16 protein-coding genes are annotated in these 21,668 nt (G+C 72.9%); 9 read left to right on the forward strand and 7 right to left on the reverse strand.

Going from position 1 to position 21,668, the window contains the following annotated elements:
- Positions 1–43: 43 nt before the first annotated feature.
- The gene (locus tag J2Z30_RS27035) at positions 44–709 is read right to left on the reverse strand and encodes a bifunctional DNA primase/polymerase (protein ID WP_078956819.1); all 666 of its coding nucleotides are present in this window, start codon (positions 707–709) and stop codon (positions 44–46) included.
- Positions 710–1,094: 385 nt separating this feature from the next.
- Between J2Z30_RS27035 and J2Z30_RS27040 the strand changes: the two genes are divergently transcribed.
- Positions 1,095–2,492: an NsdA family TPR-like regulatory protein gene (locus J2Z30_RS27040; protein WP_044573749.1), complete on the forward strand. Its 1,398-nt coding sequence runs from the start codon at positions 1,095–1,097 to the stop codon at positions 2,490–2,492.
- A gap of 281 nt (positions 2,493–2,773) precedes the next feature.
- Positions 2,774–4,330, forward strand: coding sequence for a hypothetical protein (locus J2Z30_RS27045; RefSeq protein WP_078956820.1), 1,557 nt, complete (start codon positions 2,774–2,776; stop codon positions 4,328–4,330).
- A 64-nt stretch (positions 4,331–4,394) separates the two neighbouring features.
- On the opposite strand, the gene J2Z30_RS27050 is transcribed toward J2Z30_RS27045, so the two are convergent.
- Entirely contained in the window at positions 4,395–5,705 is a 1,311-nt protein-coding gene (locus J2Z30_RS27050) for an ABC transporter substrate-binding protein (RefSeq protein WP_044573755.1), read from the reverse strand.
- Between the two features lie 171 nt (positions 5,706–5,876).
- On the opposite strand from J2Z30_RS27050, the gene J2Z30_RS27055 reads away from it, so the two are divergent.
- Both J2Z30_RS27055 and purU read left to right on the forward strand, forming a co-directional pair.
- A complete protein-coding gene (locus tag J2Z30_RS27055; protein ID WP_044573757.1) occupies positions 5,877–6,323 on the forward strand; it encodes an SCO4402 family protein in 447 nt (148 codons plus the stop codon).
- Positions 6,324–6,374: 51 nt separating this feature from the next.
- Entirely contained in the window at positions 6,375–7,244 is an 870-nt protein-coding gene (gene purU / locus J2Z30_RS27060) for a formyltetrahydrofolate deformylase (protein WP_044573760.1), read from the forward strand.
- Between the two features lie 57 nt (positions 7,245–7,301).
- On the opposite strand, the gene J2Z30_RS27065 is transcribed toward purU, so the two are convergent.
- Positions 7,302–9,026, reverse strand: a complete 1,725-nt coding sequence (locus J2Z30_RS27065; protein ID WP_078956823.1) for a zf-HC2 domain-containing protein — start codon at positions 9,024–9,026, stop codon at positions 7,302–7,304.
- Entirely contained in the window at positions 9,023–9,601 is a 579-nt protein-coding gene (locus J2Z30_RS27070; protein WP_044573763.1) for a sigma-70 family RNA polymerase sigma factor, read from the reverse strand. The genes J2Z30_RS27065 and J2Z30_RS27070 overlap by 4 nt, the downstream gene beginning before the upstream one ends.
- A gap of 311 nt (positions 9,602–9,912) precedes the next feature.
- Between J2Z30_RS27070 and J2Z30_RS27075 the strand changes: the two genes are divergently transcribed.
- Positions 9,913–10,290: an STAS domain-containing protein gene (locus J2Z30_RS27075; RefSeq protein WP_020870562.1), complete on the forward strand. Its 378-nt coding sequence runs from the start codon at positions 9,913–9,915 to the stop codon at positions 10,288–10,290.
- A 209-nt stretch (positions 10,291–10,499) separates the two neighbouring features.
- Here the strand turns inward: J2Z30_RS27075 and J2Z30_RS27080 are convergent, their stop codons facing one another.
- The 3 genes from J2Z30_RS27080 to J2Z30_RS27090 all read right to left on the reverse strand — a co-directional run bounded on the left by J2Z30_RS27080 (position 10,500) and on the right by J2Z30_RS27090 (position 14,547).
- Positions 10,500–11,939: a sensor histidine kinase gene (locus J2Z30_RS27080; protein ID WP_063790956.1), complete on the reverse strand. Its 1,440-nt coding sequence runs from the start codon at positions 11,937–11,939 to the stop codon at positions 10,500–10,502.
- On the reverse strand, positions 11,936–12,604 hold the full coding sequence (locus J2Z30_RS27085) for a response regulator (RefSeq protein ID WP_044581798.1): 669 nt from the start codon (positions 12,602–12,604) through the stop codon (positions 11,936–11,938). The genes J2Z30_RS27080 and J2Z30_RS27085 overlap by 4 nt, the downstream gene beginning before the upstream one ends.
- 458 nt (positions 12,605–13,062) lie before the next feature.
- Positions 13,063–14,547: a helix-turn-helix domain-containing protein gene (locus J2Z30_RS27090; RefSeq protein WP_345660111.1), complete on the reverse strand. Its 1,485-nt coding sequence runs from the start codon at positions 14,545–14,547 to the stop codon at positions 13,063–13,065.
- Positions 14,548–14,614: 67 nt separating this feature from the next.
- On the opposite strand from J2Z30_RS27090, the gene J2Z30_RS27095 reads away from it, so the two are divergent.
- The 4 genes from J2Z30_RS27095 to J2Z30_RS27110 all read left to right on the forward strand — a co-directional run bounded on the left by J2Z30_RS27095 (position 14,615) and on the right by J2Z30_RS27110 (position 21,635).
- Positions 14,615–15,973, forward strand: a complete 1,359-nt coding sequence (locus tag J2Z30_RS27095) for an alpha/beta fold hydrolase (protein ID WP_044573772.1) — start codon at positions 14,615–14,617, stop codon at positions 15,971–15,973.
- Positions 15,974–16,180: 207 nt separating this feature from the next.
- Positions 16,181–17,548 (forward strand): M64 family metallopeptidase, encoded by a 1,368-nt coding sequence (locus J2Z30_RS27100; RefSeq protein ID WP_107073342.1) that lies wholly within the window; start codon positions 16,181–16,183, stop codon positions 17,546–17,548.
- A 443-nt stretch (positions 17,549–17,991) separates the two neighbouring features.
- Entirely contained in the window at positions 17,992–19,716 is a 1,725-nt protein-coding gene (locus tag J2Z30_RS27105; RefSeq protein WP_044573775.1) for a serine/threonine-protein kinase, read from the forward strand.
- Between the two features lie 77 nt (positions 19,717–19,793).
- On the forward strand, positions 19,794–21,635 hold the full coding sequence (locus tag J2Z30_RS27110) for a serine/threonine-protein kinase (protein ID WP_044573778.1): 1,842 nt from the start codon (positions 19,794–19,796) through the stop codon (positions 21,633–21,635).
- Positions 21,636–21,668 lie beyond the last annotated feature (33 nt).

Genomic DNA, 21,668 nt, shown 5'->3' on the forward strand with positions numbered 1-21,668 from the left:
GTCGCTCCACGATAGGGGCCGTCCCGGGGAGCCCTCCGGAGTGTCAGCGGCGCTCGCGGCCGCAGGCGTAGGCCAGGGCGCTCACCAGCTCTTCCGCGTCGGGCAGCCAGCGGTTGGCGGCGGTGGGCCGCCGGGCCCACTGGACCGGACCGCGCACGCCCACCCGGGTCGGCGGCGCGACCACGTAGTCGCCCTCGCCGCGGGCGGTCAGGTCGATCGCGTTCGGCGGCCAGCCCAGATTCCGCACCAGGTCGGGGACCTTGGCGGCGGCGCCCGGGAGGACGAAGAAGAGCATCCGGCGCCCGGGGGTGCAGGTGACCGGGCCCAGCTCGACCTGGCGGCGCTCCATGCGGGCGAGCGCCAGACAGCCCGCTGACTCCGGGACGTCGAGCGCGTCGAAGGTGCGGCCGGTGGGCAGCAGGATGGAGGCGCGCGGCGTCCTGGCCCACATACGACGGATCACGACCGCGCTGCCGGTGGCCTGGTTCACCCAGTCCCGGCCGGTCGGATGGGCGCCGGGGGCCGGGCAGTCGGCGGTTCCGCAGGAGCAGCGCTCCACTCCGTCCACGGCCTCGAGCCAGGTGCCGGAGAGCACGTCCCAGTGCCGCTCCTCGGCGTATCGCACCGCCGCGTCGCGCAGCCGCTCCCCGCGCTGCTGAGGGATCTGCGAGGTTCCCGCGGGGAACCGCGTTGGTCCTGTCACGTCCATGGTCTCTTCCACGCACAGGACAACTTCCGCCGTCAACGAGGGTTACGGCCGGACCCCCGCACGGGCGGTGCCGTCGGGGGTCCGGGGTGCGCGGTGACGGCACGGCGGGGCGCATGGGTGCACGGGCGGGGGCGCGTGTGGGGTTGCGGCTGCGTAAGCGGGTAGCCACCATGCGTGACGGGCGTGCGAGTGTCCGGCGGCCAGGCCGCAGCGCCAGGGGGAGGGCGGCCCCGGATTCGGATCGGCGCCGTACGCGAACGATGCGGTCTATGCGGTCAATACGGGCAAGTTCCGCATTCGCCGTATACCTGCGATATCTGCGGGGCATCACTCAGCAACAGGAACGGATACGCCGAGAACGCAAGCAGTCACTGGGGGTAATGCCATGGCCGCTAGGCCGCTTGTGGCGCGGCAGCCGAACGAACGGCTGCAAGCGCTCATCCAGGAAGCCGGCTGCTCCAACGCCGGGTTGGCGCGCAGGGTCAATATGTGCGGCGCCGAGCACGGTCTCGATCTGCGGTACGACAAGACGTCGGTGGCCCGTTGGCTGCGTGGCCAGCAGCCACGGGGCCGGGCGCCGGGCATCATCGCCGAGGCGCTCGGCCGCAAGCTCGGCCGTACGGTCACGATCGACGAGATCGGCATGGCCAACGGCAAGAACCTCGCCTCCGGGGTCGGTCTGCAGTTCTCGCCCACCGTCCTCGGCGCGATAGAGCAGGTCTGCGAGTTGTGGCGCAGCGATGTGGGGCGCCGTGACTTCCTCAGCGGCTCGACGGTTGCCGCCTCGGCGCTGGTCGAGCCCAGCCGCGACTGGCTGATCACCGGCGCGGACGCCCAGGTGGCGCGCATTGCGGGCGCCCGGGTGGGGCGGTCGGATGTCGCGGCGGTGCGGGCCACGACGGACGCGCTCGTCGACCTGGACCACCGCTACGGGAGCGGCCATGTGCGCCCTGTCGTCGTCCACTATCTGAACAGCGTGGTCTCCGGACTGCTGGCCGGCTCGTACACCGAGGCGGTCGGCCGTGAACTGTTCGCGGCCGTCGCGCGGTTGACGGAGCTGGCCGGCTATATGGCGGTCGACACCGGTCAGTCCGGTCTCGCCCAGCGGTACTACATCCAGGCGCTGCGGCTCGCCCAGGCCGCCGGGGACCGGGGCTACGGCGGCTATGTGCTCGCCGCCAGCATGAGCCATCTCGCCGCCCAGCTGGGCAATCCCCGGGAGATCGCCCAGCTGGCGAAGGCCGCGCAGGAGGGCGCCCGCGGCCAGGTGCCGCCGCGTGCCGAATCGATGTTCCTGGCGGCCGAGGCGCGCGGTCACGCCCTGATGGGGGACGCACGGGCAAGCCAGTCCGCGGCCGGGCGGGCGCTGGACGCCATGGAGCGGGCGGTGGGCAGCGGTTCGGGCCCCGCCACGGGCGACGAACCCAACTGGATCCGCCACTTCGACCATGCCTATCTCGCCGATGAGCTGGCCCACTGCCACCGCGACCTGGGCCAGGCCGACCAGGCCCGGCGGCGCGCCGAGGAGGCCCTGGAGGGCCATCCGGAGGGGCGTGTGCGGCGGCGGGCGATCGGGCTGCTGCTGCTGGCCACCGCGCATGTGCAGCAGCGCGATGTGGAGCAGGCGTGCCATGTCGGCACCCAGGCGGTGGATCTGCTGGGCACGCTGCGGTCCAACCGGGGGGCGGAGTATCTGGACGACTTCCAGCAGCGCTTGGAGCCGTACCGGGACGAGCCGGTGGTGCGGGAGTTCGGGGCGCGGCTCCAGGTGCAGGTGGCCTGAGATCCGGCCTGATTCGCCCTGGGATGCGGTGTGGGTGCTACGGGTGCGTTGTGTTGTGGTGGCTGATGCGCATGTGGTGAGGCATGGGTGTTGTGGAGTGTGTTGCGTTGTGTTTATCGCGGGTACGGATGGGGTTCATATCGCCCCCGATCGTGGTGATGTGCCCCATGTCGCGGTGACCAGTCTCTCTCCGTCCCGATGGGCTCATGGGCACCGCGCCCTCTGGGGAACCGGTAGCGTGACCCGACGATTCCGTCGTTCCGTATAACCAAGGAGTCCCGGTGACGCAGAGCGGTCAGGGGAATGAGCCGCGGCTTCCCGCGGTCCCGCCCGCGCACCCCGTGCGCGAGGGGGTTGTGCTGCCTGCCCAGGGGGACTACAGGCCCTCGGACGCCCAACAGGGGGCCCCGGCCGGGGGACAGGCGTGGGGGCAGCCTTGGGGGCCGCAGAGCGCTCCGGAACCGCCGCAGCAGGGCGAACTGCCGCCGTCGGGTGAGTTCGGCGCTCCGCCGCCGCCCGAGGCGCAGCCGTACGGGCAGCAGCAGGGCTGGACGACTCCGGAGAGACCGGCCCAGCCGCCGCACAACGTCCCGTCGCCGCACAACGTCCAGCCGCCGCACAACGCTCAGCCGCCGCACAACGTCCCGTCGCCGTACCAGCCCCAGCAGCTGCCGTACCAGGCCGCCGACGAGACCCAGGTGATGCCGCCGCAGCCCGCCGGGGACGCGGACGCGACCCAGGTCATACCCCCGGTCCCGGGTGAGGCCCCGCCGCCCCTGGACACCCCCACCACCACGCTCGCCCCGGTCAAGAGCGCGCCGCTGCCGCCCGAGAACCGGCCCGAGTCACCGGCCGAGTCCACCACCCAGCTGCGCGCCGTCCGCCCCGGCCGCCGGGGCGCCCACCGCCAGCAGCCCCCCGCGGCCGCGGCCGCGGAGGAGACCGCGGTGCTCCCGCCCACGCCCGCCGCGCCCGCCGCGTCCGCGCCGATTCCGGAGCGGCCCGGCAGCGCCCCGTACGCGATCCGTCCCGGCCGTCCCGGGGACCGGCCGCCGCCCTCGGAGTTCGACGGTCTGTTCCGTGACGCCGGCGGTGCGGGCGGTGCCGGGGGCGCCGATGAGACGCAGCAGCTTCCGCAGTTCGGCCCGGACGTTCCGCAACCGCCGTCCGGCGGCCATGGTGACGGCGGTCATGGCGGCGGTGGGCGGCGCCGGATGTCGCGGGGCATGATCATCGGCGTTGTGGTGGTGGCGAGCTGCGCCGTCGCCGGACTCGCCGCGGGAGCCGTGCTCAGTATGGGCGGCGATGACGACGGTAAGGACAACTCGACGCTGAGCAGCGCTTCGCCGAGCGCCGCGGAGTCGTCCAAGGCCGCCGTCGACCCCGTCGAGACGCAGGCGAAGACGCTGGACGCGCTGCTCGCCGACAGCAACAACAGCCGGGCATCGGTGATCAAGGCCGTGGACAGCATCAAGTCCTGCAAGGACCTGAGCACGGCGGCATCGGATCTGCGGACGGCCGCGGGCCAGCGCAATGACCTGGTGACCCGGCTGGGCAAGCTGTCGGTGGACAAGCTGCCCGACCACGCGCGGCTGACCGCGTCGCTCACCAGGGCGTGGAAGTCCTCGGCCAGGGCCGACAACGAGTACGCGGCCTGGGCCGACCAGGTCGGCGGCAAGAAGGGCTGCCCCAAGGGCAAGGCCCGCCGTTCGCCCCGGGTCGGGGCGGCCGAGCGGGCGAGCGGCGAGGCGACTCAGGCCAAGAAGACGGCCTCGGGGCTGTGGAACCCGATCGCCTCCCAGTACGGCCTCACCCCGCGCCAGGCCACCGACCTGTGACAGGCCACCGACCTGTGACCGGGCGGCCGGGGGCGGCGCCGCCGTCCCCGGCCCGGCCCGTGGCTCAGTCCGCCGGGTGGTAGCGCTCCAGGATCTTGGACACGTTGACGAAGCCCTTGCGCACCGCGACCAGTCGCCCGTCGCGCACCATCTGGTAGGTGACGTCCGCGTTGACGATCCGCGAGTAGTTGGGCACGTGCAGCGTGTCGTCGTAGCCCCAGCGCAGCGTCGGCGTCAGCCCGCCGGTGTTGACCGCGTGGCCGTTGTCCAGCGCGTTGCGCACGGTGCGGGCGCTGATGTCGTCGGCGTGCAGGGACATCAGCACCGAGCGCAGCACCGTGTAGCCGATCCAGGTGGTCTGCGTGCCGGGGTCGTCCGGGTCGATGCGGTTGTCGTCGAAGGCGTACTTGTTGATGACCTTCTTCATGGAGTTCCAGCGCGGATCGTCCCCGGCCGGGTACCAGCCGGTGGCGTAGGTGCCCTCCAGGGGGCTGGAGGTGCCGCCGGTGGAGTCGATCAGGGACTGCCGGACGCCGCCGAGGATGGAGGCTATCCGCACCTTCGGATGGTTCTCCTGCACCCGGCGGAAGGAGTCGAAGAAGGTGCCGGTGCGGTTGCCGAGCGCCGCGGAGACGCACGAGTTCTCCAGGGCCGCGCCCTGGTCGGCGCCGCCGAGGGAGCTGTCGGCGCCGACGCCCTCCAGGGCGGTGGTGGCCTGCTTGCTGTAGTCGCCCGCGCCCTCGGGGGCGCGTACGTCATGGGCGTCGGCGCGATTGCCCGCCCTGAGGCCGGTATTGAGGAGCTGGGGGAGTTCGTCGCCCGCGATGGTGTCGGGGCGCACCAGTGCGGTGCGCTCGCAGCGGGAGGCCAGCTGGCGGCCGTTGCCCACCAGCAGGGCGGCCTGGCCGCCGTTGACCGGATAGGAGTACGGGCTGTCGAACTCCTCCTGCGTCAGCCCGTAGCCGCCTATGTAGGGGATGCCGGCGACCTCCAGCGGGGAGATGAAGGACCGGCCGTACTGGCTGTACGAGCCGACGACCGCGACGGCCTTGTCCTCCTTGGCCTGCTGGGCGCAGCCGGCGGCCTGGACGGCGTCGTTGCGCTCGTTGCAGGTGACGACCTCGAGCTTGCGGCCGTGGATGCCGCCGGAGTCGTTGACCCAGCGGGCAAATGCCCTCGCCATCGCGGGCATTCCCGGCATATTGGTGGCTTTGGTGCCCTCGGGGGCCCAGGTCATGACGGTGATGGGGTCGCTGTCGCTCTTGTTCGACAGCACCGCGCCGCAGCCGGACAGCAGCGACGCGCCGACCGCCGTACACACTGCCGCGACGGCGGCTCGGAAGGGGCGGGAGGAGGGGCGTCGCCGTCCGGTCATGGCAAGCGAGCTTGGTGCTTCGCGAGGAACGCAGCCGCTATGACAAGACAAGGGATGGTGACGTAGAGGTGAACAGCGGGGGCTGATCCGTCTCTATGTGTGAAGAACGTACGATCGGTGACTGTGCAAGGTTCGGAGAAGTCTTCCCGTCGCGCCCGTCGCTCGACCACCATGGGAGTCATGCCTGTCAACGACATGCCCTGGTGGCGCTGGCGCACCAATGTGCGCTCGGCGCTGCATATGCTCTCGGATCCCGTCTTCCAGCAGGAGTGCTGGCTGGCCGGCCAGCCTGGGTACGGCGATGTGACGGACGCCGTCTACCGGCTGGTCGAGGACACCTGGCTGGACAACTGGTCCGCCGAGAAGTACGTCGGCACGATCTTCCGCGACTCGCAGGAGGCGGCGCTGGTCGATGTCGCCGTGCTGCGGGTGCTGAGGATCATGCACCAGGCGGGCGCGGACGCCCCCGTCTCGGCGTACCTCGAGCACCATGGCTGGCCGGAGGCCGTACGAGCGGCCCGCGAGGCCCATGTGCGGCTGGCCACCAACGACGGCGAGGATCCGGACATCCCACCGCGCACCCTCGAAGTGCTGGCGATCATGACGCAGGCGGTCTGAACGCCGTCGCGGGTGTGGGGCTCCGTCGCGGGTGTGCGACGCTATGGAGTCATGAGCGAGTCGCATCCCGTCCCCGACCAGTACATCCTCACGCTGTCCTGCCCGGACAAGCAGGGGATCGTGCACGCCGTGTCGAGCTTTCTGTTCATGACCGGCTGCAACATCGAGGACAGCCAGCAGTTCGGGGACCGTGACACCGGGCTCTTCTTCATGCGGGTGGCCTTCCGCGCCGTCTCGCCGGTGAAGGTGAAGGATCTGCGGGCCAGCTTCGCCGCGGTCGGCGAGTCCTTCCAGATGGACTGGGAGATCCATCGCGCCGACGAGAAGATGCGCATCCTGCTCATGGTCAGCAAGTTCGGGCACTGCCTGAACGACCTTCTCTTCCGGTCGCGGATCGGCGCGCTGCCGGTCGAGATCGCCGCGGTGGTCTCCAACCACACCGACTTCCAGGCGCTGGTCGGCTCCTACGGGATCCCGTTCCACCACATCCCCGTGACGAAGGACAACAAGCGGGAGGCCGAGGCCCGGCTGCTGGACCTGGTGCGCGCGGAGCATGTGGAACTGGTGGTGCTGGCCCGCTATATGCAGGTGCTCTCCGACGACCTGTGCAAGGAGCTGTCGGGCCGGATCATCAACATCCACCACAGCTTCCTGCCGAGCTTCAAGGGCGCCAAGCCGTACCACCAGGCGCATGCGCGCGGGGTCAAGCTGATCGGGGCCACCGCCCACTACGTGACCGCCGATCTGGACGAGGGCCCGATCATCGAGCAGGAGGTCGAGCGCGTCGGCCATGGGCTCACCCCGGACCAGCTGGTGGCGGTCGGCCGCGATGTGGAGTGCCAGGCGCTGGCCCGCGCCGTGAAGTGGCACAGCGAGCGCCGGGTGCTGCTCAACGGGCACCGTACGGTCGTCTTCGACTGACTCGGAGGACCACCCGGAGGCGGGACACCGACACTTCAGAGGCGGGACACCGACGCTTCAGAGGCGGGACAGGGACGCTGTGGCGAAGAGCACATCCCGGATCGCCTCGGTGTCCCCGGACAGGCCCGCAGCCGCCTCCTGCGGCGGCACATGCCCGGACGCCAGCAGATAGAACGCCTCCTGGTCCAGCGCGATCGTCGCCACCGCCTCCTCCGGCGCTGCCATCGCCGCCGGGGAGTCCAGCGGGATGTACCAGTCGCCGCCGCCCGTGCCCTCCACCTGGAGATGGAGCGTACGGCCCGGGGTGCCCGCCTCGACCAGCCGGCGGGGCGGGGACGCGAGCCCGGCCCGGCGCCGCTCGGCCAGCGTCCCCGGAAGCAGCCGGGCACACAGGTCGATCATGGCCTTGAGGTGGGCGGAGGCCGGTGGTTCATAGGGGTAGTCGATGGCCTCGGCGATGTCCCCGGCGTGCACCCAGCACTCCAGGGCGCGGTCGAGGAACGCGTCGCGGATCGGCAGCGCGAACTCCCCGTACGGCACATCGAGCTCCGCGACCCCGCGCCCGGCGAAGGACACCGTACGGACCAGGGCATGGCCCTGCTCGCGCCACAGCTCCCGTACCGCACCGGGCGGACCGGCCCCGTACGCGGCGCCGGGCTCGTGGTGCCAGTACGCCTCCGTACGGGCCTGGGGCGAGCCGGGGGCGGCGGCGCCCATCGGGTCGGGGAGGCCCAGGGAGGCGGCGACGATGCCGTCCACGACCATCAGATGGCCGATCACCCCGGCGACGGTGGTGTCCCGGCCGGTGAGCCGCCGCCCGTCGAACCACTTGAGCCGCACCGGCGCACGCCACTCGGCCTCGCCCATGTCGCGCAGCAGCGCGTCCAGCCGGGCGGCCTCGGCGTCGTAGGCACTGGCCCAGCCGGGCATGGGTATCCGGGCCGGGCGGCGGCCCAGACAGCCCGCGAGCACCCGGGAGCGCAGCATCGGGTCGAGGTCCAGGCTGTGCTCGGTGTGCAGCAGCCCGACGGCGTCGCGCAGCCGCAGCGCCTCCTCGGCGCAGGAGGGGCAGTGGTTGAGATGCGCCTCGACGGCGGAGGTCTCCTCCTGCGAGCAAGCGGTCAGCGCCCAGGCGCCGAGCAGCGAGCGGAGCAGATCGTGCGAGAGCGGATGGGCCGCGGAGGGCGTGGGCGCCGCCAGGGGCGGGGCCGGTGGGGCGGGCGCGGCCGCGGGCAGCTTCGCGGGGACGGGTGGTTCCGGGGCCGGACGCGGCTCTGGTTCCGGGTGCGGTTCGGATTCCGGTTCCGATTCCGGATTTGCTTCCGGGGCGGGGCGCGGGGTCGGTTCCGGTTCGGGGCCCAGGGCTGGTTCTCGCTCATGGCCCGGGTGCGGCTTCGGTGTCGGCTTCGGTGTCGGTGTCGCTTCCGGTTCGGAGCCTGCGGTGGGTTCCGGGTTGGATGCCGTATCGGGCTCCGGTCCAGGCTTCGGTGCCCGTTCCGCCGGTGTCTCGTCCGCCGGTGTCTCGTCCGCCCAGGCCTCGTCCGCCCGTGCCTCGTGCGCCGTGGGCGGGCGCGGGGCGGGGATGCCGCCGTCCAGGGCGCCCGGCCAGTGGCCGCTGTCCTCGGCGGCCGACCGCGGCGGCGGTATGCGTGGTGGCCCGGCGGGGTGGGACGGCAGATCCGCGTCGCTGCCCCGTCCGGGCCCGTCTCTTCCGTCCCCGGTGCCGCCGGAGCTCTCGCCGTAGGCGTCGTCGTACGGGTCCGGCCCGCCGCGCCCGGTCACAGCGCCCGTCCGTAGCCGGGAGGCGAGACCGCGCGGGGCGGCTGGACATGGGCGGTGGAGAGCAGTTGGAGGCCCAGCCGGAGGCGGCGCCTGGCCTCGTCCTCGGTCACCCCGAGGGCGGCCGCGGCCTGGCGGTAGTCGCGGCGGTCGAAGTAGGCGAGCTCCAGGGCGGCGCGCAGCGGGGCGGGCATGGAGGTGACGATGTAGTCGGCGCGGGCGGCCACGGACGCCTCGCGGATCCGCTCCTCCAGGGCCTCGCTCGTGAGGGTGTCCTCGCAGGCCGTGGCGGTCTGCGACGCGCGCAGCCGGTGCACCGCCTGGCGCTGGGTGAGCATGGCGATCCAGGCGCGCAGCGAGCCCTGCTGGGGGTCGTACGCGTCCGGGTTCTCCCAGACGTAGCCGAAGACTTCCCGGGTGACGCGGTCGGCACCGGTGTCGTCCTCGAGGACCCGATATGCCAAAGTGTGGACAAGCGAGGCGAATCGGTCATAGAGCTCGGCAAGTGCGGCCGCTTCGCCGCGTGCCAGACGCTGTTGCATCCTGCGATCCCAGCGGGGCGGTGCGTCGTTCGCCATGCGGCCCCCAATCCCGAGTTGTCCGGCCGGCCCTCCAGGCACTATGCCCACGTTCATATCGAATGTAATGCCGGTGGCTCTCACAACACGCGTCCATCAGGCAAAGTGCGTGAGAACGAGGCCGCGCATGGTATTGGGACGGTCGCTTTGCGCAGGATCGGGGAGACGAAACGCTTCGGCGCGGCATAGGGTCGTCCCTCAAGGCGTATGCCTGGGGGAGTTTCATGCGCCGACGGGCGGGCAGCCGCCCGGGAACAGCGAATTCCGGTTAGCGGCGAGCGAAGGGCTTCGGGCGCGTGACGTTGAAGGTGATGGAGGACCGGCGGGGGGAGTGGGTCGTTCTCCAGGTCTCTGGAGAGATGGACCTGGTGACCTCGCCCGCAGTCCGGCAACACGTCCACGACGCGGTCGCCGAGGGCCGCCATTGGCTGGTTCTGGACCTCTCGGAGGTCCGGTTCTGCGACTCCAGCGGGGTCGGCGTACTGATCGCGGCGCGTCGGCTGATGCGGTCGTGCTCGGGTCGGCTGCGGCTGATCCTGCCGCCGCAGGACGCCGCGCACGGTTCGCATGTGCACCGGGTGCTGGCGGCCCTGGGAGTGCGGCGGCTGTTCGACGTCTACCCCGACCTGGGGGCGGCCACGGAGCTGGACGAGGACGACGAGGACGCGGTCGACCCCCTGTCGGCCTGAGCGCTCCGCCGGCAGTGCCCCGACCTGCCGTCGATCGTCCGCGGCGCCGTCGTGGCTGGTCGCGCCCGCGCGGCGGAGCCGCACATCGACACAGCCCGCGCCCCTTCGGGGCGCCACCGAACCGCAGCCGACTTCCACCGATCCGCCGAGGGCGCCCGGACGCCCGCCCAGGGCGCCCGGATGCCCGCCCAGGGCGCCGCGCGGCCCGTTCATGCCGCCGGACCCGCGACGCGCGGGGTCTTGGGGAAGTCGGCCCGTACGACGAAGCCGCCCTCCTTCGTGGGCCCGGCCTCCAGCGTGCCGCCCAGCAGCTGTGCGCGCTCCCGCAGCCCGACCAGACCGTGACCGCCGCCCGGCAGCCCCGGGGCCACGGCGGAGGCGTCGGGCGGGCCGTTGCGCACCTCGACCCGCAGGCCCCGGGTCTCCTCCGCCGCTTGAGCCGCCCCGGGCGCCGGTCCGCGAGCCGTTCCCCGTACCGCCTCGCGATCCCCTCCCGGCCCCTCTGCCGCCCCTGGCCCCTCTGCCGCCTCCGGCCCGTCCGCCGCCTCCGGTCCCTCCGGCTGCGCGTCGTTGACCCGTACGGTCACCCGCGCCCCCGGCGCGTGCTTGCGGACGTTGGTGAGCGCCTCCTGGACGATGCGGAAGGCGGCCCGTTCCACCGCCTCCGAGTGGTCCGGCCGCTGGGTCGCGCTGTCCGTCTCGAAGCTGACGTTCAGCGCGCTGAGTTCGATCAGCCGGGGCAGATCGGCCAGCCGGGGCTGCGGGGTCAGCTCCTCGTGGTCGCCGCCCGCCGCGCGCAGGATGCCGACCATATGGCGGAGTTCGTCCAGGGTCCGCACGGACAGCTCGCGGATGGTCCGCGCGCCCTCCCGCGCCTTCGCGTCCTCCGCGCTGATCTGCACCGCACCGGCCTGGAGGCTGATGAGGCTGACCTGATGGGCGACCACGTCGTGCATCTCGCGGGCGAGCCGGGCGCGTTCGGTGGACAGCACCTGCTCGGCGATCAGCTCGTCGGCGTGGCGGCGGCTGCGGGTCAGGTCCTCGATCCGGGCGGCGAGCTCCCCGCGCGTACGCACCAGGAGGCCCAGCGCGATGGGTCCCACGGAGGTCACACACGCGTCGATCAGCGTGAGGGTGTTCTCCCGGTACGCGGTCGACTCGAAGTCGGAGACCGGCCAGGGGATGAAGTGCGCGGCGGCCAGCAGCAGCGCGGAGATGCCCAGCAGCCGCCGGTCGGGGCGGAGCCGGGCCACCGTGTAGAGGGCGATCATCGGCGCGAACCAGACGTAGCCGATGAGGATTCCCGGCAGCGTGACCAGGAAGACCAGCGCGGGCAGCTTCCGGCGCACCAGCAGCGCGGCCGCCGCCACCAGCGAGACGTTGAGCTCCAGGCCGAAGGTGACGCCGTTGACGAGCAGCGCGTCGGCGACCGCGAGGAGGACGGGGACGATCAGCGAGCCCCAGCGCATGAGCCCCTGCGGCGGCCGCCGCCGGGAGGCCGGGGCGGGCGGCGGCGAGGAGAGGGAGGAGGCGAGCGCGGGCGACGCGGCCGGGGACGCGCCGGGTGTGCCGGGTGTGCTCGGTGTGCCCGGTGTGCCCGGTGTGCCGGGGGACGAACTCCGGGGCGGGGGCAGCGGGGAGACGCTCATCGTGGGCCACCTATCGGCGGACGGCTGGTGACGAGCCCGGCGCGGTCGGCGACGATCGCCGCCTGGACGCGGTTGAGGCCCCCCAACTTGCCGAGCACCGCCCGTACATGGTCCTTGACGGTGCTGGGCGCCAGCCCCATCCGCTCGGCGATCTGCGGATTGGCGAGGCCCTCGCCCAGCAGCGTCAGCACCTCGCGCTCGCGCGGGGTGAGCGCCTCGACGGCCGCGGCGGCCGTCGCCTCCGCCTCGGCGGCGAGATAGCCGCCGATCACGGCGCGGGTGACGGCCGGGTCGAGGACGCTGCCGCCCTGGGCGAGCGTGCGCACGGCCCGTACGAGCTGCTCCGGATCGGTGTCCTTGAGGAGGAAGCCCGCGGCCCCGGCGCGCAGCGCGGCCGCCAGGTACTCCTGGACGTCGAAGGTCGTCAGCATCGCCACGGCGGGGGAGGCGGGCGCGGCCCGCAACTGTCTGAGGACGCTGAGCCCGTCGGCGTCCGGCATCCGGATGTCGAGCAGCACCACATCGGCCTTGCTGCCCAGCACCGTGTCCACCGCGAAGGCTCCGGAACATTCGGCGACCACTTCGATGTCCGGGGCCGTGCCCAGGATCAGTCGCAGACCGGATCGTACGAGCGCCTCGTCGTCCACTACAGCCACACGGATCACCGGCCGCTCCCTGTCCTCAGCTGTCATGCCCATTGTCCGGACAGCCTGCCTCATCCGAGAGCGAATATGGAGTGGTTGGCTCCGTCAGTGGGAGGGAACACCCCCGCCGGTCGGCGGGGGTGACGGCAGACCAATGGTGGATTTCCCCGGCGGCTCCCAGCGGGCAGAGTGGATCGCAAGCCGCACCACCCCGTGGGGTCGTCCCGAACCCCAGCCCCGTGACCGCGCCGGAGTGCCTCCCGATGCGCGATCAGCGGACCCGGCAGCGGGGCGTTGCCGCGGTCAGGCCGCCGCGACCCCCACACGCGGCGGCCTGTTCGTCTCTCCGACCGCCTGCCGTGCGGTGCGCCCCGACCAGGCGCTCGGCCCGGCGACCCAGGCGCCGGCCGGCCCCCGAGAAGCTACGGGGAGGGGCCGGGCGGGCGGTCGGTGGGGGCGGGGAGGGGCCGATGGACGCCTCACATGGGGGGCTCGGCGGGGGCCGGGCCCAGGGTGGTGGTGCCGGGCGCGGCGCGGTGGCCGAGCCCGGTGCGGTAGGCGTCCATCGCGGCCTCCTGGCGGCCCTCCCGGCGCAGCAGATCGCCCAGCAGCCGGCACAGGTCGGCCAGGTCACCGGCCGCGCCGGTGCGTTCGAGCAGGGACAGCGCCGCGCAGTAGTGCTCCTCCGCGGCCTCGGCGTCGCCGTGTTCGTCCGCGATCAGGCCCAGCAGCCGGTGGGCCCCGCCCGCGTGGACCGCGCCGCGGTCGGCGGTCAGCCCGGCCTCACCCGGCCCGGCGTCGCCCGGCGCCTCACCCGGCGCCGCGTCCGGCTCTCCGGCGGTGTTCGCGGGCCCCGCGGCGGGGGAGCTCGCCAGCAGCGGCAGCAGCAGGGCCTCCGCCTCCGCCGTACGGCCGCGACGGCGCAGCACATCCGCCAGCTCGACCTCGACCTGCACGGTGAACAGCGCGGCCCGCTTGGAGGCCAGCATGTCGCGGGCGGTGCGCAGTTCGCGCTCGGCGCGCTCCAGATTGCCGTCCTGGGCGTGCACATAGCCGCGCATCCAGTGGCAGTGCGCCAGGTCGGTGTGGATGCGCAGCTGCTCGTACAGCTCCTGCGCCTTGGCCAGGGAGGCGTCGGCCTCGGCCGTCCGCCCCTCGGCGATCAGGGTGCGGGCCACCCCGCGGTGCATCCGGGCGATGAGCCCCGGGTCGTCCACGCTCGGCGCCAGCGCGAGCGCCAACTCGGCCGCGCGTACGGCACGGGCGTGCGCCCCCATGTCCATATAGGGCGCGATGGCCGCCGTATAGAGCAGCAGCAGCGCGTACGGGTCGTGCAGCCCCGAGGCGTTGAGCTCGTCGATGGAGCTCTCCAGCAGATAGCAGGAGTAGCGCAGTTCGCCCGCGAGGAGATGGGCCACGGCCCGGCCCCGGATCGCCGGGATCCGGCGGGGCAGCGGTTCCCCGGCGAGCAGCCCCTCCACGGCCTCGAAGTGGTCGCGGGCGACGGTGAGGTCACCGGTCTCCAGCGCGCAGTCGCCGAGCCCCAGCAGGGCCGCCGAGCGCTCCTCGGCGAACCCGAGCCGCTCCGCCTCGTCGCGCACCTCCGCGAAGAGCACGGCGGCGTCCTCGGCGGCGCCGGTCGCCAGCGCCCGCCGGGCGTCGGTGACGGCGGCCCGCAGCCGGGTGGCGTCGCGGGGCGAGCGGCCGGTGGTCAGCTCCTCGTAGCTGACGCCGAGCCGGTCCGCGAGATGGCGCAGCGCGGCCTCGGAGGGGCGCACCTTCCCGGCCTCGAGGGTGGAGACATAGGCGGCGGTGTACGCGGGCTCGGCCAGCTGCCGCTGGGTGAAGCCGCGTTCGGTACGCAGTCTCAGCACCCGGCGCCCTATCTCGGCGGTCGACTCCGCCCCGGCCGCCCCCGTCGCCGTTCCCGCCGTCCGCCCGTCACCGGCGCTTCTGTCGGCCACCGTGCCCTCTTCTCCCCGGCGGTAACTTAATCGCCGGGCTAAGTCCATTTAACGTGAGGATTGAAGGATGCAGCAGGCAAGCACAGCGGTACCGACCGGGTCGGGCGCCGTGACGACCGTCCGTCAGCCGGAACTGCTCCTCGCCGACTATCACTTCGACGTACCGCTCGACCATAAGGCTCCCGAGGGCGAGCTGATCCGGCTTTACGCACGAGAGGTCGTCGCCGCGGGCAAATCCGCCGCCGAGCGCGAGCGGCTCCCCTGGCTGGTCTACCTCCAGGGCGGGCCCGGCTGTGGCGCGGACCGCCCGGTGGGCCGCTCCGGCTGGCTGGACCGCGCGCTGGACGAATACCGCGTGCTCCTCCTCGACCAGCGCGGCACCGGCCGCTCCACCCCGGCCAACCGCCAGACGCTGCCGCTGCGCGGCGGACCCGGGGAACAGGCCGAGTACCTCTCCCACTTCCGCGCCGACGCGATCGTCCGCGACTGTGAGCTGATCCGGCGGCGGCTCATGGGGGACCGCCCGTGGACCGTGCTCGGGCAGAGCTTCGGCGGCTTCTGTGCGGTGAGCTATCTGTCCCACGCGCCCGAGGGGCTGGACGCGGTGCTGCTGGCCGGCGGGCTGCCCGCGATCGACCCCGGCACCGACGCGGACGCCGTCTACCGGACCGCCTATCCGCGGATGGAGCGCAAGACCCTCGCCCACTACGCCCGCTATCCGCGGGACGCGGACACCGTCCGGGCCCTGGTGCGGCATCTGGCCGACCACGAGGAGGTCCTGACGGACGGGACCCGGCTCACCGTCCCCGCCCTCCAGCAGCTCGGCTTCCTGCTCGGCGCCGGCGACGGCTCGCACCGGCTGCACTACCTGCTGGAGGACGCGTTCGTGCCCACCGCCGACGGGCCGCGGCTGAGCGACGCCTTCCGCGAGCAGGTGGCCGCCGTGCTCTCCCGCGCCGCCATTCCGCTCTTCAGCCTCCTGCTGGAGTCCACCTACGCCCAGGACGGCCGGGCCACCGACTGGGCCGCGGAGCGGGTCCGCGCCGAATTCCCCGCGTTCGACGCCGGTAAGGCGGTCGCGGAGGACCGTCCTGTGCTCCTTACGGGCGAGACGGTGCACCCCTGGATGCTGGACACCCACGCGGCGCTGCGCCCGCTCGCCCGCACCGCCGAGCTGTTCGCCGCGCGCACCGGCTGGGGCCCGCTGTACGACACCGAGCGGCTGGCCCGTAACACCGTGCCGGTGGCCGCCGTGATCTACCACGACGACCTGTACGTGGACACGGAGCACTCCCTGGCCACCGCGCGGGCGATCCGGTCCATGCGCACCTGGGTGACGGACGAGTTCGAGCACGACGGGATCCGGGCCGGGGGCCGCCGGGTGCTGGACCGGCTGCTGCGGCTGGCGCGCGACGGGAGGGGGTGAGCGGGGAGCGGCCGAGCGGCAGGTCGGGCGGGGTTGGGCGGGAGGAGGGGAGGGGTTGAGCGAGGAGCGCGCCGCATGGTTGTGCGGTGCCCGATTTCCTAGCCACTTCCCTAATTCCCATTGCCCCCGACACCCGGACCCCTTAGGTTGAGCGGCGAATTAATCCTGCTTAACTGGCCGCTTATCGCGAGGACTTCGGGAGTCACCGTGCGCAGACGCATACGGAGCCGCATACGCAGCCGCATCCCCCTGCGCACCGCGGCCGTCGCCGGAGGCATCGCCCTGGCGGCGGCCGCGGCCATGACCGCGCCGGCCACGGCGTCGCCGGGAGCGTCCGGCTCGGCCGCCGCCGCTGACGCCGCCTCGTCGCAGCGCGCCCTGGACGTGGAGTACTTCACCGGCCCCGGCGGCCACCCCCGCCACACCGAGGCCCCGGCCGCCACTCCCGAGCGGCTGGCCCGCGCGGCGCGCTCCCTGTCCGCCAAGGAGGCCGCCGCCGACGGCCAGGTCGGCTCGGTCGTCGACAACGGCACCACGGCCGACAAGCTGGACGTCGTCTTCATCGGCGACGGCTACACCGCGGGCCAGCAGGAGGACTTCCACTCCGACGCGCGCTCCAAGTGGCAGCAGATGTCCGCCGTGCAGCCCTACGCCTCGTACAAGGACCTCTTCAACGTCTGGACGGTGGACGCCGTCTCCAACCAGTCCGGCGTCTCCGGCGACCCGTCCAAGGACGTCGTCAAGGACACCGCCCTCGGCTCGTACTTCTGGTGCGACGACATCGAGCGGCTGCTGTGCGTCGACACCGCCAAGGTCGAGTCGTACGCGGCCAAGGCGCCGCAGGCCGATCTGGTGGTCGTGCTGTCCAACTCCACCAAGTACGGCGGCGCGGGCTACACCCTCACCTCGCAGGTCGGCTATGACGGCATCGCCACCGCCGCCTCCGACCACGCCGACTCCGACCAGATCGCGGTCCACGAGACCGGCCATTCGCTCGGCAAGCTGGCCGACGAGTACTTCTACCCGGAGTACGGCACCTACACGGGCGCCGAGCCCGCCGAGTCCAACGCCACCAAGCTGAGCGCGGCGCAGCTGACCGCCCAGCAGAAGAAGTGGTACCGCTGGATCGGCCAGACCTCGCCCGACGGCGGCACGGTCGGCGCCTACGAGGGCGGCCGCTACTACCCCAAGGGCATCAACCGCCCCACCGACAACTCGATCATGCGCACCCTGGGCCGGGAGTTCAGCCTCCCCGGCCGCGAGGCGATGATCGCGGGCTTCTACAGCCACGCCAGCGCGCTCAGCAGCCGTACGGCCACCGCGACGGCCGTCAAACGGTCGGCCGGCATCGAGGTGGACGTGCCCGAGGGCGCGTCGCTGAAGTGGTACGTGGATGGGGCGGAGGTCACCGCCGCGAACGGCAGGACGAGCGTGACCCCGGCGTCGCTGGGTGTCCCGAGCGACGGGACGACCCACAAGGTCACCGCGAAGGCGACGGACGCCACGAGTGCGGTGAAGGACCCGGCCCTGCGCAAGCTGCTCAGCGGCTCCCGGACGTGGAAGGTCACTGGCTGACCCTTCCCGTCCCCCTCTGACTGGCCGCCCCGTGGACCCCCGCTGCGGGGCGGCCCACTTTTTTGAGGCTCGGTTCGCCTCCGGGGCGCTTCAGCCTCCCCCAGCTACCGCTGGGAGGTGCCCCCTGTCGACGGTCGACGTGCTCGGTCGCCCACGCGGCGGAGCCGCATGTCGATCGCAGTCCTCGCTCCCTGCGCGCGACTCCCTTTCGACAGCGACGCGCCCCTTCGGCTCGCCCCCAGCTACCGCTGGGAGGTGCCCCCGGCCGGAAGACCTCAGGGGCCGGAAGCGCGAAGGTGCCCGATAAGGGGCGGCCGCGGTCCGCCCCTTTAACATCGGCGGATCCTAGACTTCCGTATGGCACGCCCGGACTCAATCGCCCGTGCGGGCGGGTTGGTGGTCCGGTGTTCGAGGGCCTCGGTGTCGTGAGGCAAGATGAGCCCATGGGTACCGGGGGAGAGGGCCGTCTGATCGCCAACCGCTACCGGTTGGCCACACGGCTCGGACGCGGCGGAATGGGCACGGTCTGGCGGGCCGTCGACGAGTTGCTGGGCCGCGATGTCGCGGTCAAGGAACTCCATGTGGACGAGGGGCTCACGGCCTTCGACTCGCAGTTGCGCGGTGAGCGCACCCTGCGCGAGGCCCGGACCGTCGCACAGATCAAGCATCCGAACGTGATCGTCCTCCACGACGTGATCGAGGAGGACGACTGCGCCTGGATCGTCATGGAGCTGGTCGACGGGTGCTCGCTCGCCGACCGGCTGGGCGCGGAAGGTCCCGTCGGGGCGCGTGAGGCGGGGCGGATCGCGGCCGCGCTGCTGGGCGCGTTGCGCGCCGCGCATATGCGCGGGGTGCTGCACCGCGACATCAAGCCGGCGAATGTGCTGGTGGAGTCGGGCACCGGCCGGGTCGTGCTGACGGACTTCGGGATCGCGCAGGTCACCGGGTCCACCACGATCACCGAGACCGGTTCGTTCGTGGGCTCGCCCGAATACACCGCGCCGGAGCGGATGTCGGGGCGGCGGACCGGGCCGGAGTCGGACCTGTGGTCGCTCGGGGTGCTGCTCTGCACGCTGGTGGGCGGTGAATCCCCGTTCCACCGCGAGTCGCTGGCCGGGGTGCTGCACGCCGTCGTCTTCGACGAGATCCCCGTGCCGGAGGCGGCAGGGCCCCTGACGCCGGTCGTCGAGGGGCTGCTGCGGCGGGCTCCGGAGGAGCGGCTGAGCGCCGACGAGGTCGAGCGGATGCTGCTGATGGCCCAGGAGGTGGGCGACACTCCGGAGATCCCGCTGGAGTACACCCCGACCCAGCCCAGCGTGCCGTTCGGGCGGGACGGCCGTGGTTCGTCGGCCTCCGTACCCGCGCCGCCCCCGGTGTCTCCGGTGTCCTCCCCCGCGCCGTTCCCCGCTTCCGCGCACCCGGCCGCCTCCGCCCCCGTGGCCGCCCCGGCCGCCCCCGCCGCCCGGTCCCGTTCCGGCCGTGGCGGGCGTCGCCGTGCCGTCCTTATGGCGGCCGCGGCGGTGGTCGCGCTCGCCGGTGTGGCCGCGGGCGTCGTGGCGCTGCTGGACGACGGGGGCGGTGACGGCGACGCGGCGCTGGGCGGGCGTACGAGTCAGAGCGCCGACAAGGGGAGTTCGCGGGGCCCGAGCGCCCCCGAGAAGGCGCCGCAGCGGCCCGTGAAGGACTCCGAGTCCACGGCGAACCCGTCGGACCGGATTCCCGAGGGCTATGAGCTGGTCAAGGACCCGGTCGGCTTCTCGCTCGCCGTGCCCGAGGGGTTCGCCCGCGAGTACAAGGCGCCCCGGGTCTACTACAACTCGCCCGGTATGGAGTTCCGGATCGGGATCCACGTTCAGGAGCAGAGCCCCGAGGGCCCGCTCGGGCTCAGCCGTAAGGCGGACGCCAAGGGCCCGCAGGACTATCCGGGCTACCGCAGCGGCCAGGTCATCGAGACCGAGCACAACGGCCGCCCCGCCGCCCTGTGGGCGTTCATCTGGAACGGCTCGGCCGACGACGGCGGCTCACGGCAGACATACGACCTGAGCTGGAACGAAGACGGCAAAATGTACGACCTGTGGCTATCCGCCCCCGTGGGTGAGAAATCCCTGGGCAAGCGGCATTTCGACACCGCCGCCGCCACGTTCACGCGCCCCGGCGCGGCGAACTGAATGACGTCGCAACGGCTTTGTCACGAGCGCCCACGGCGCCTCCACAGCGGTGCCGCCGACCGGGTAATGATGGGCGCATGACGAACGACGGGGGACGGGCGAACGAGCCCACCAGCTACAGCCTGCGGCCACCGCACGCTCCGGCCGCCCCGGTGCCGGCGCCGCAGCCGCCACCCGAGGCGCCCGAGGCACATGAAGCGCCCGAGGCACATGAGGCGCCCCAGGGAGCCCAGCGGTTCCAGGGGGCCCAGCGGCCGGGCCAGGAGGCCGCGGCCGGGGCGGCGGGGCCGTCGCGGGGCGCGTACGAGCCGACGCGGTTCGCCGATCCGCGCGGCGGCGCCCAGCCGCCCGCCGGACAGCGGCCTGGCGAAGCGGCGCCCGCCGGAGACCGGCCCGCCGCGCAGGACCCGAGCAGCGGGCGGCTCATCGGCGGCCGCTATCAGCTCGTCTCCCGCCTCGGCCACGGCGGTATGGGCACCGTCTGGCGGGCGCACGACCAGATCGTGGACCGCGATGTCGCGGTCAAGGAGCCGCGCGTTCCCGACCATCTCCCCGAGCGCGAGCGGCAGACCGTCTATCAGCGGATGGAGCGCGAGGCGCGCGCCGCGGCGCGGATCGACCACCCCTCCGTCGTCACCGTCCACGACGTGGTGGTGGAGAACGGCCGCCCCTGGATCGTGATGGAGCTGGTGCGCGGCCAGTCGCTGGGCGACCGGCTGACGGAGGGCACGCTGGATCCGCGCGAGGCGGCCCGGATCGGCCTCGCCGTGCTCGGCGCGCTGGCGGCGGCCCATGAGGCGGGCGTGCTGCACCGCGATGTGAAGCCGGACAATGTGCTGCTCGGCCGGAGCGACCGGGTGGTGCTCACCGACTTCGGCATCGCGCAGATCGAGGGTGAGCAGGGGCTCACCGAGACGGGTGGCTTCGTCGGCTCGCCCGAGTTCATCGCGCCCGAGCGGGTGCTGGGCCAGCGGCCGGGGCCGGAGTCCGACCTGTGGTCGCTCGGCGTCGTGCTGTACGCGGCCGTCGAGGGCATGTCGCCGTTCCGCCGCTCCCACGCCCCCGCGACCCTCCAGGCCGTGCTCGGCTCCGAACCGCAGGTCCCCGCGCGGGCCACCGGCCCGCTCGCCACGCTGATCATGCAACTGCTGCGCAAGGACCCGGCGACGCGCCCGGCGGTGCCCGAGGTGCGGCAGGCCCTGGCGGCGGCGGCGCGGGAGCCGCAGTCGGTGCCCACCATGCTCGCCACGGCCGGATACCCGCCGGGCGGCGGGCAGTCCGCGGGCAGCCGCTTCGTGCCGCCGATCCTGCACAAGAACCGTAAGGCGCAGCTCGGTCTTGGCGGTCTGGTGCTGGTGGTGGCGGCCGCCCTGGTGCTCACGATCATGAAGCCGTTCTCCAGTGAGGGGCTGCCGTCGGGCTGGACGGTCCGGGAGGAGCGCGATGTCGTGGGCGCGTCCCTGGCCGTGCCGGGCGAGTACCGGCGGGTCCAGGACGACAGCGACTCGGACAACCCGGTGGTCACGTATTACGACCCCAGTGGTGTCTTCAGCGTCTCCCTGCGGCGGTCCACCCCCGACGGCGAGAACGACCCCGCGGACCTCGACGCGGCGGCGGACCAGATCGTGGCCTTCTACAAGGACGGCGGCGGGGCGACGGTCGAGGAGGCCAAGAGCGAGAAGGCCGGGTCGAAGCAGCAGGGGAAGGAGGCGCGGGACGTCACCACCTCCTATCTGCCGTACGGCACCAGCAGCAACAAGAACCCCATCCGGTATGTGAAGCGCGATCACCTCTACGTCAACAAGGCCAAGGTCGCCTGGGATCTGACGGTCTCCATGCCCGCCAACGGCGACGCCCAGAGGGACGGCGAGGAGCTCTACGAGCGGGTCGTGCGGAATCTGAAGATCGACAAGCTCTGAGGGAGTTGGACGGGTCCGCCCGGGGCCACGGGG

Source organism: Streptomyces iranensis (assembly GCF_017874715.1).
Taxonomy (GTDB): Bacteria; Actinomycetota; Actinomycetes; order Streptomycetales; family Streptomycetaceae; genus Streptomyces; species Streptomyces iranensis.

Bases quoted from the DNA above. Each gene is read 5' to 3' on its own strand.
- J2Z30_RS27080 (WP_063790956.1), bottom strand. From the start codon at position 11,939: ATGAGCGTCTCCCCGCTGCCCCCGCCCCGGAGTTCGTCCCCCGGCACA.
- J2Z30_RS27075 (WP_020870562.1), top strand. From the start codon at position 9,913: ATGGAGGACCGGCGGGGGGAGTGGGTCGTTCTCCAGGTCTCTGGAGAG.
- J2Z30_RS27035 (WP_078956819.1), bottom strand. From the start codon at position 709: ATGGACGTGACAGGACCAACGCGGTTCCCCGCGGGAACCTCGCAGATC.
- J2Z30_RS27105 (WP_044573775.1), top strand. From the start codon at position 17,992: ATGGGTACCGGGGGAGAGGGCCGTCTGATCGCCAACCGCTACCGGTTG.
- J2Z30_RS27055 (WP_044573757.1), top strand. From the start codon at position 5,877: ATGGGAGTCATGCCTGTCAACGACATGCCCTGGTGGCGCTGGCGCACC.
- J2Z30_RS27050 (WP_044573755.1), bottom strand. From the start codon at position 5,705: ATGACCGGACGGCGACGCCCCTCCTCCCGCCCCTTCCGAGCCGCCGTC.
- J2Z30_RS27110 (WP_044573778.1), top strand. From the start codon at position 19,794: ATGACGAACGACGGGGGACGGGCGAACGAGCCCACCAGCTACAGCCTG.
- J2Z30_RS27040 (WP_044573749.1), top strand. From the start codon at position 1,095: ATGGCCGCTAGGCCGCTTGTGGCGCGGCAGCCGAACGAACGGCTGCAA.
- J2Z30_RS27070 (WP_044573763.1), bottom strand. From the start codon at position 9,601: ATGGCGAACGACGCACCGCCCCGCTGGGATCGCAGGATGCAACAGCGT.
- purU (WP_044573760.1), top strand. From the start codon at position 6,375: ATGAGCGAGTCGCATCCCGTCCCCGACCAGTACATCCTCACGCTGTCC.
- J2Z30_RS27095 (WP_044573772.1), top strand. From the start codon at position 14,615: ATGCAGCAGGCAAGCACAGCGGTACCGACCGGGTCGGGCGCCGTGACG.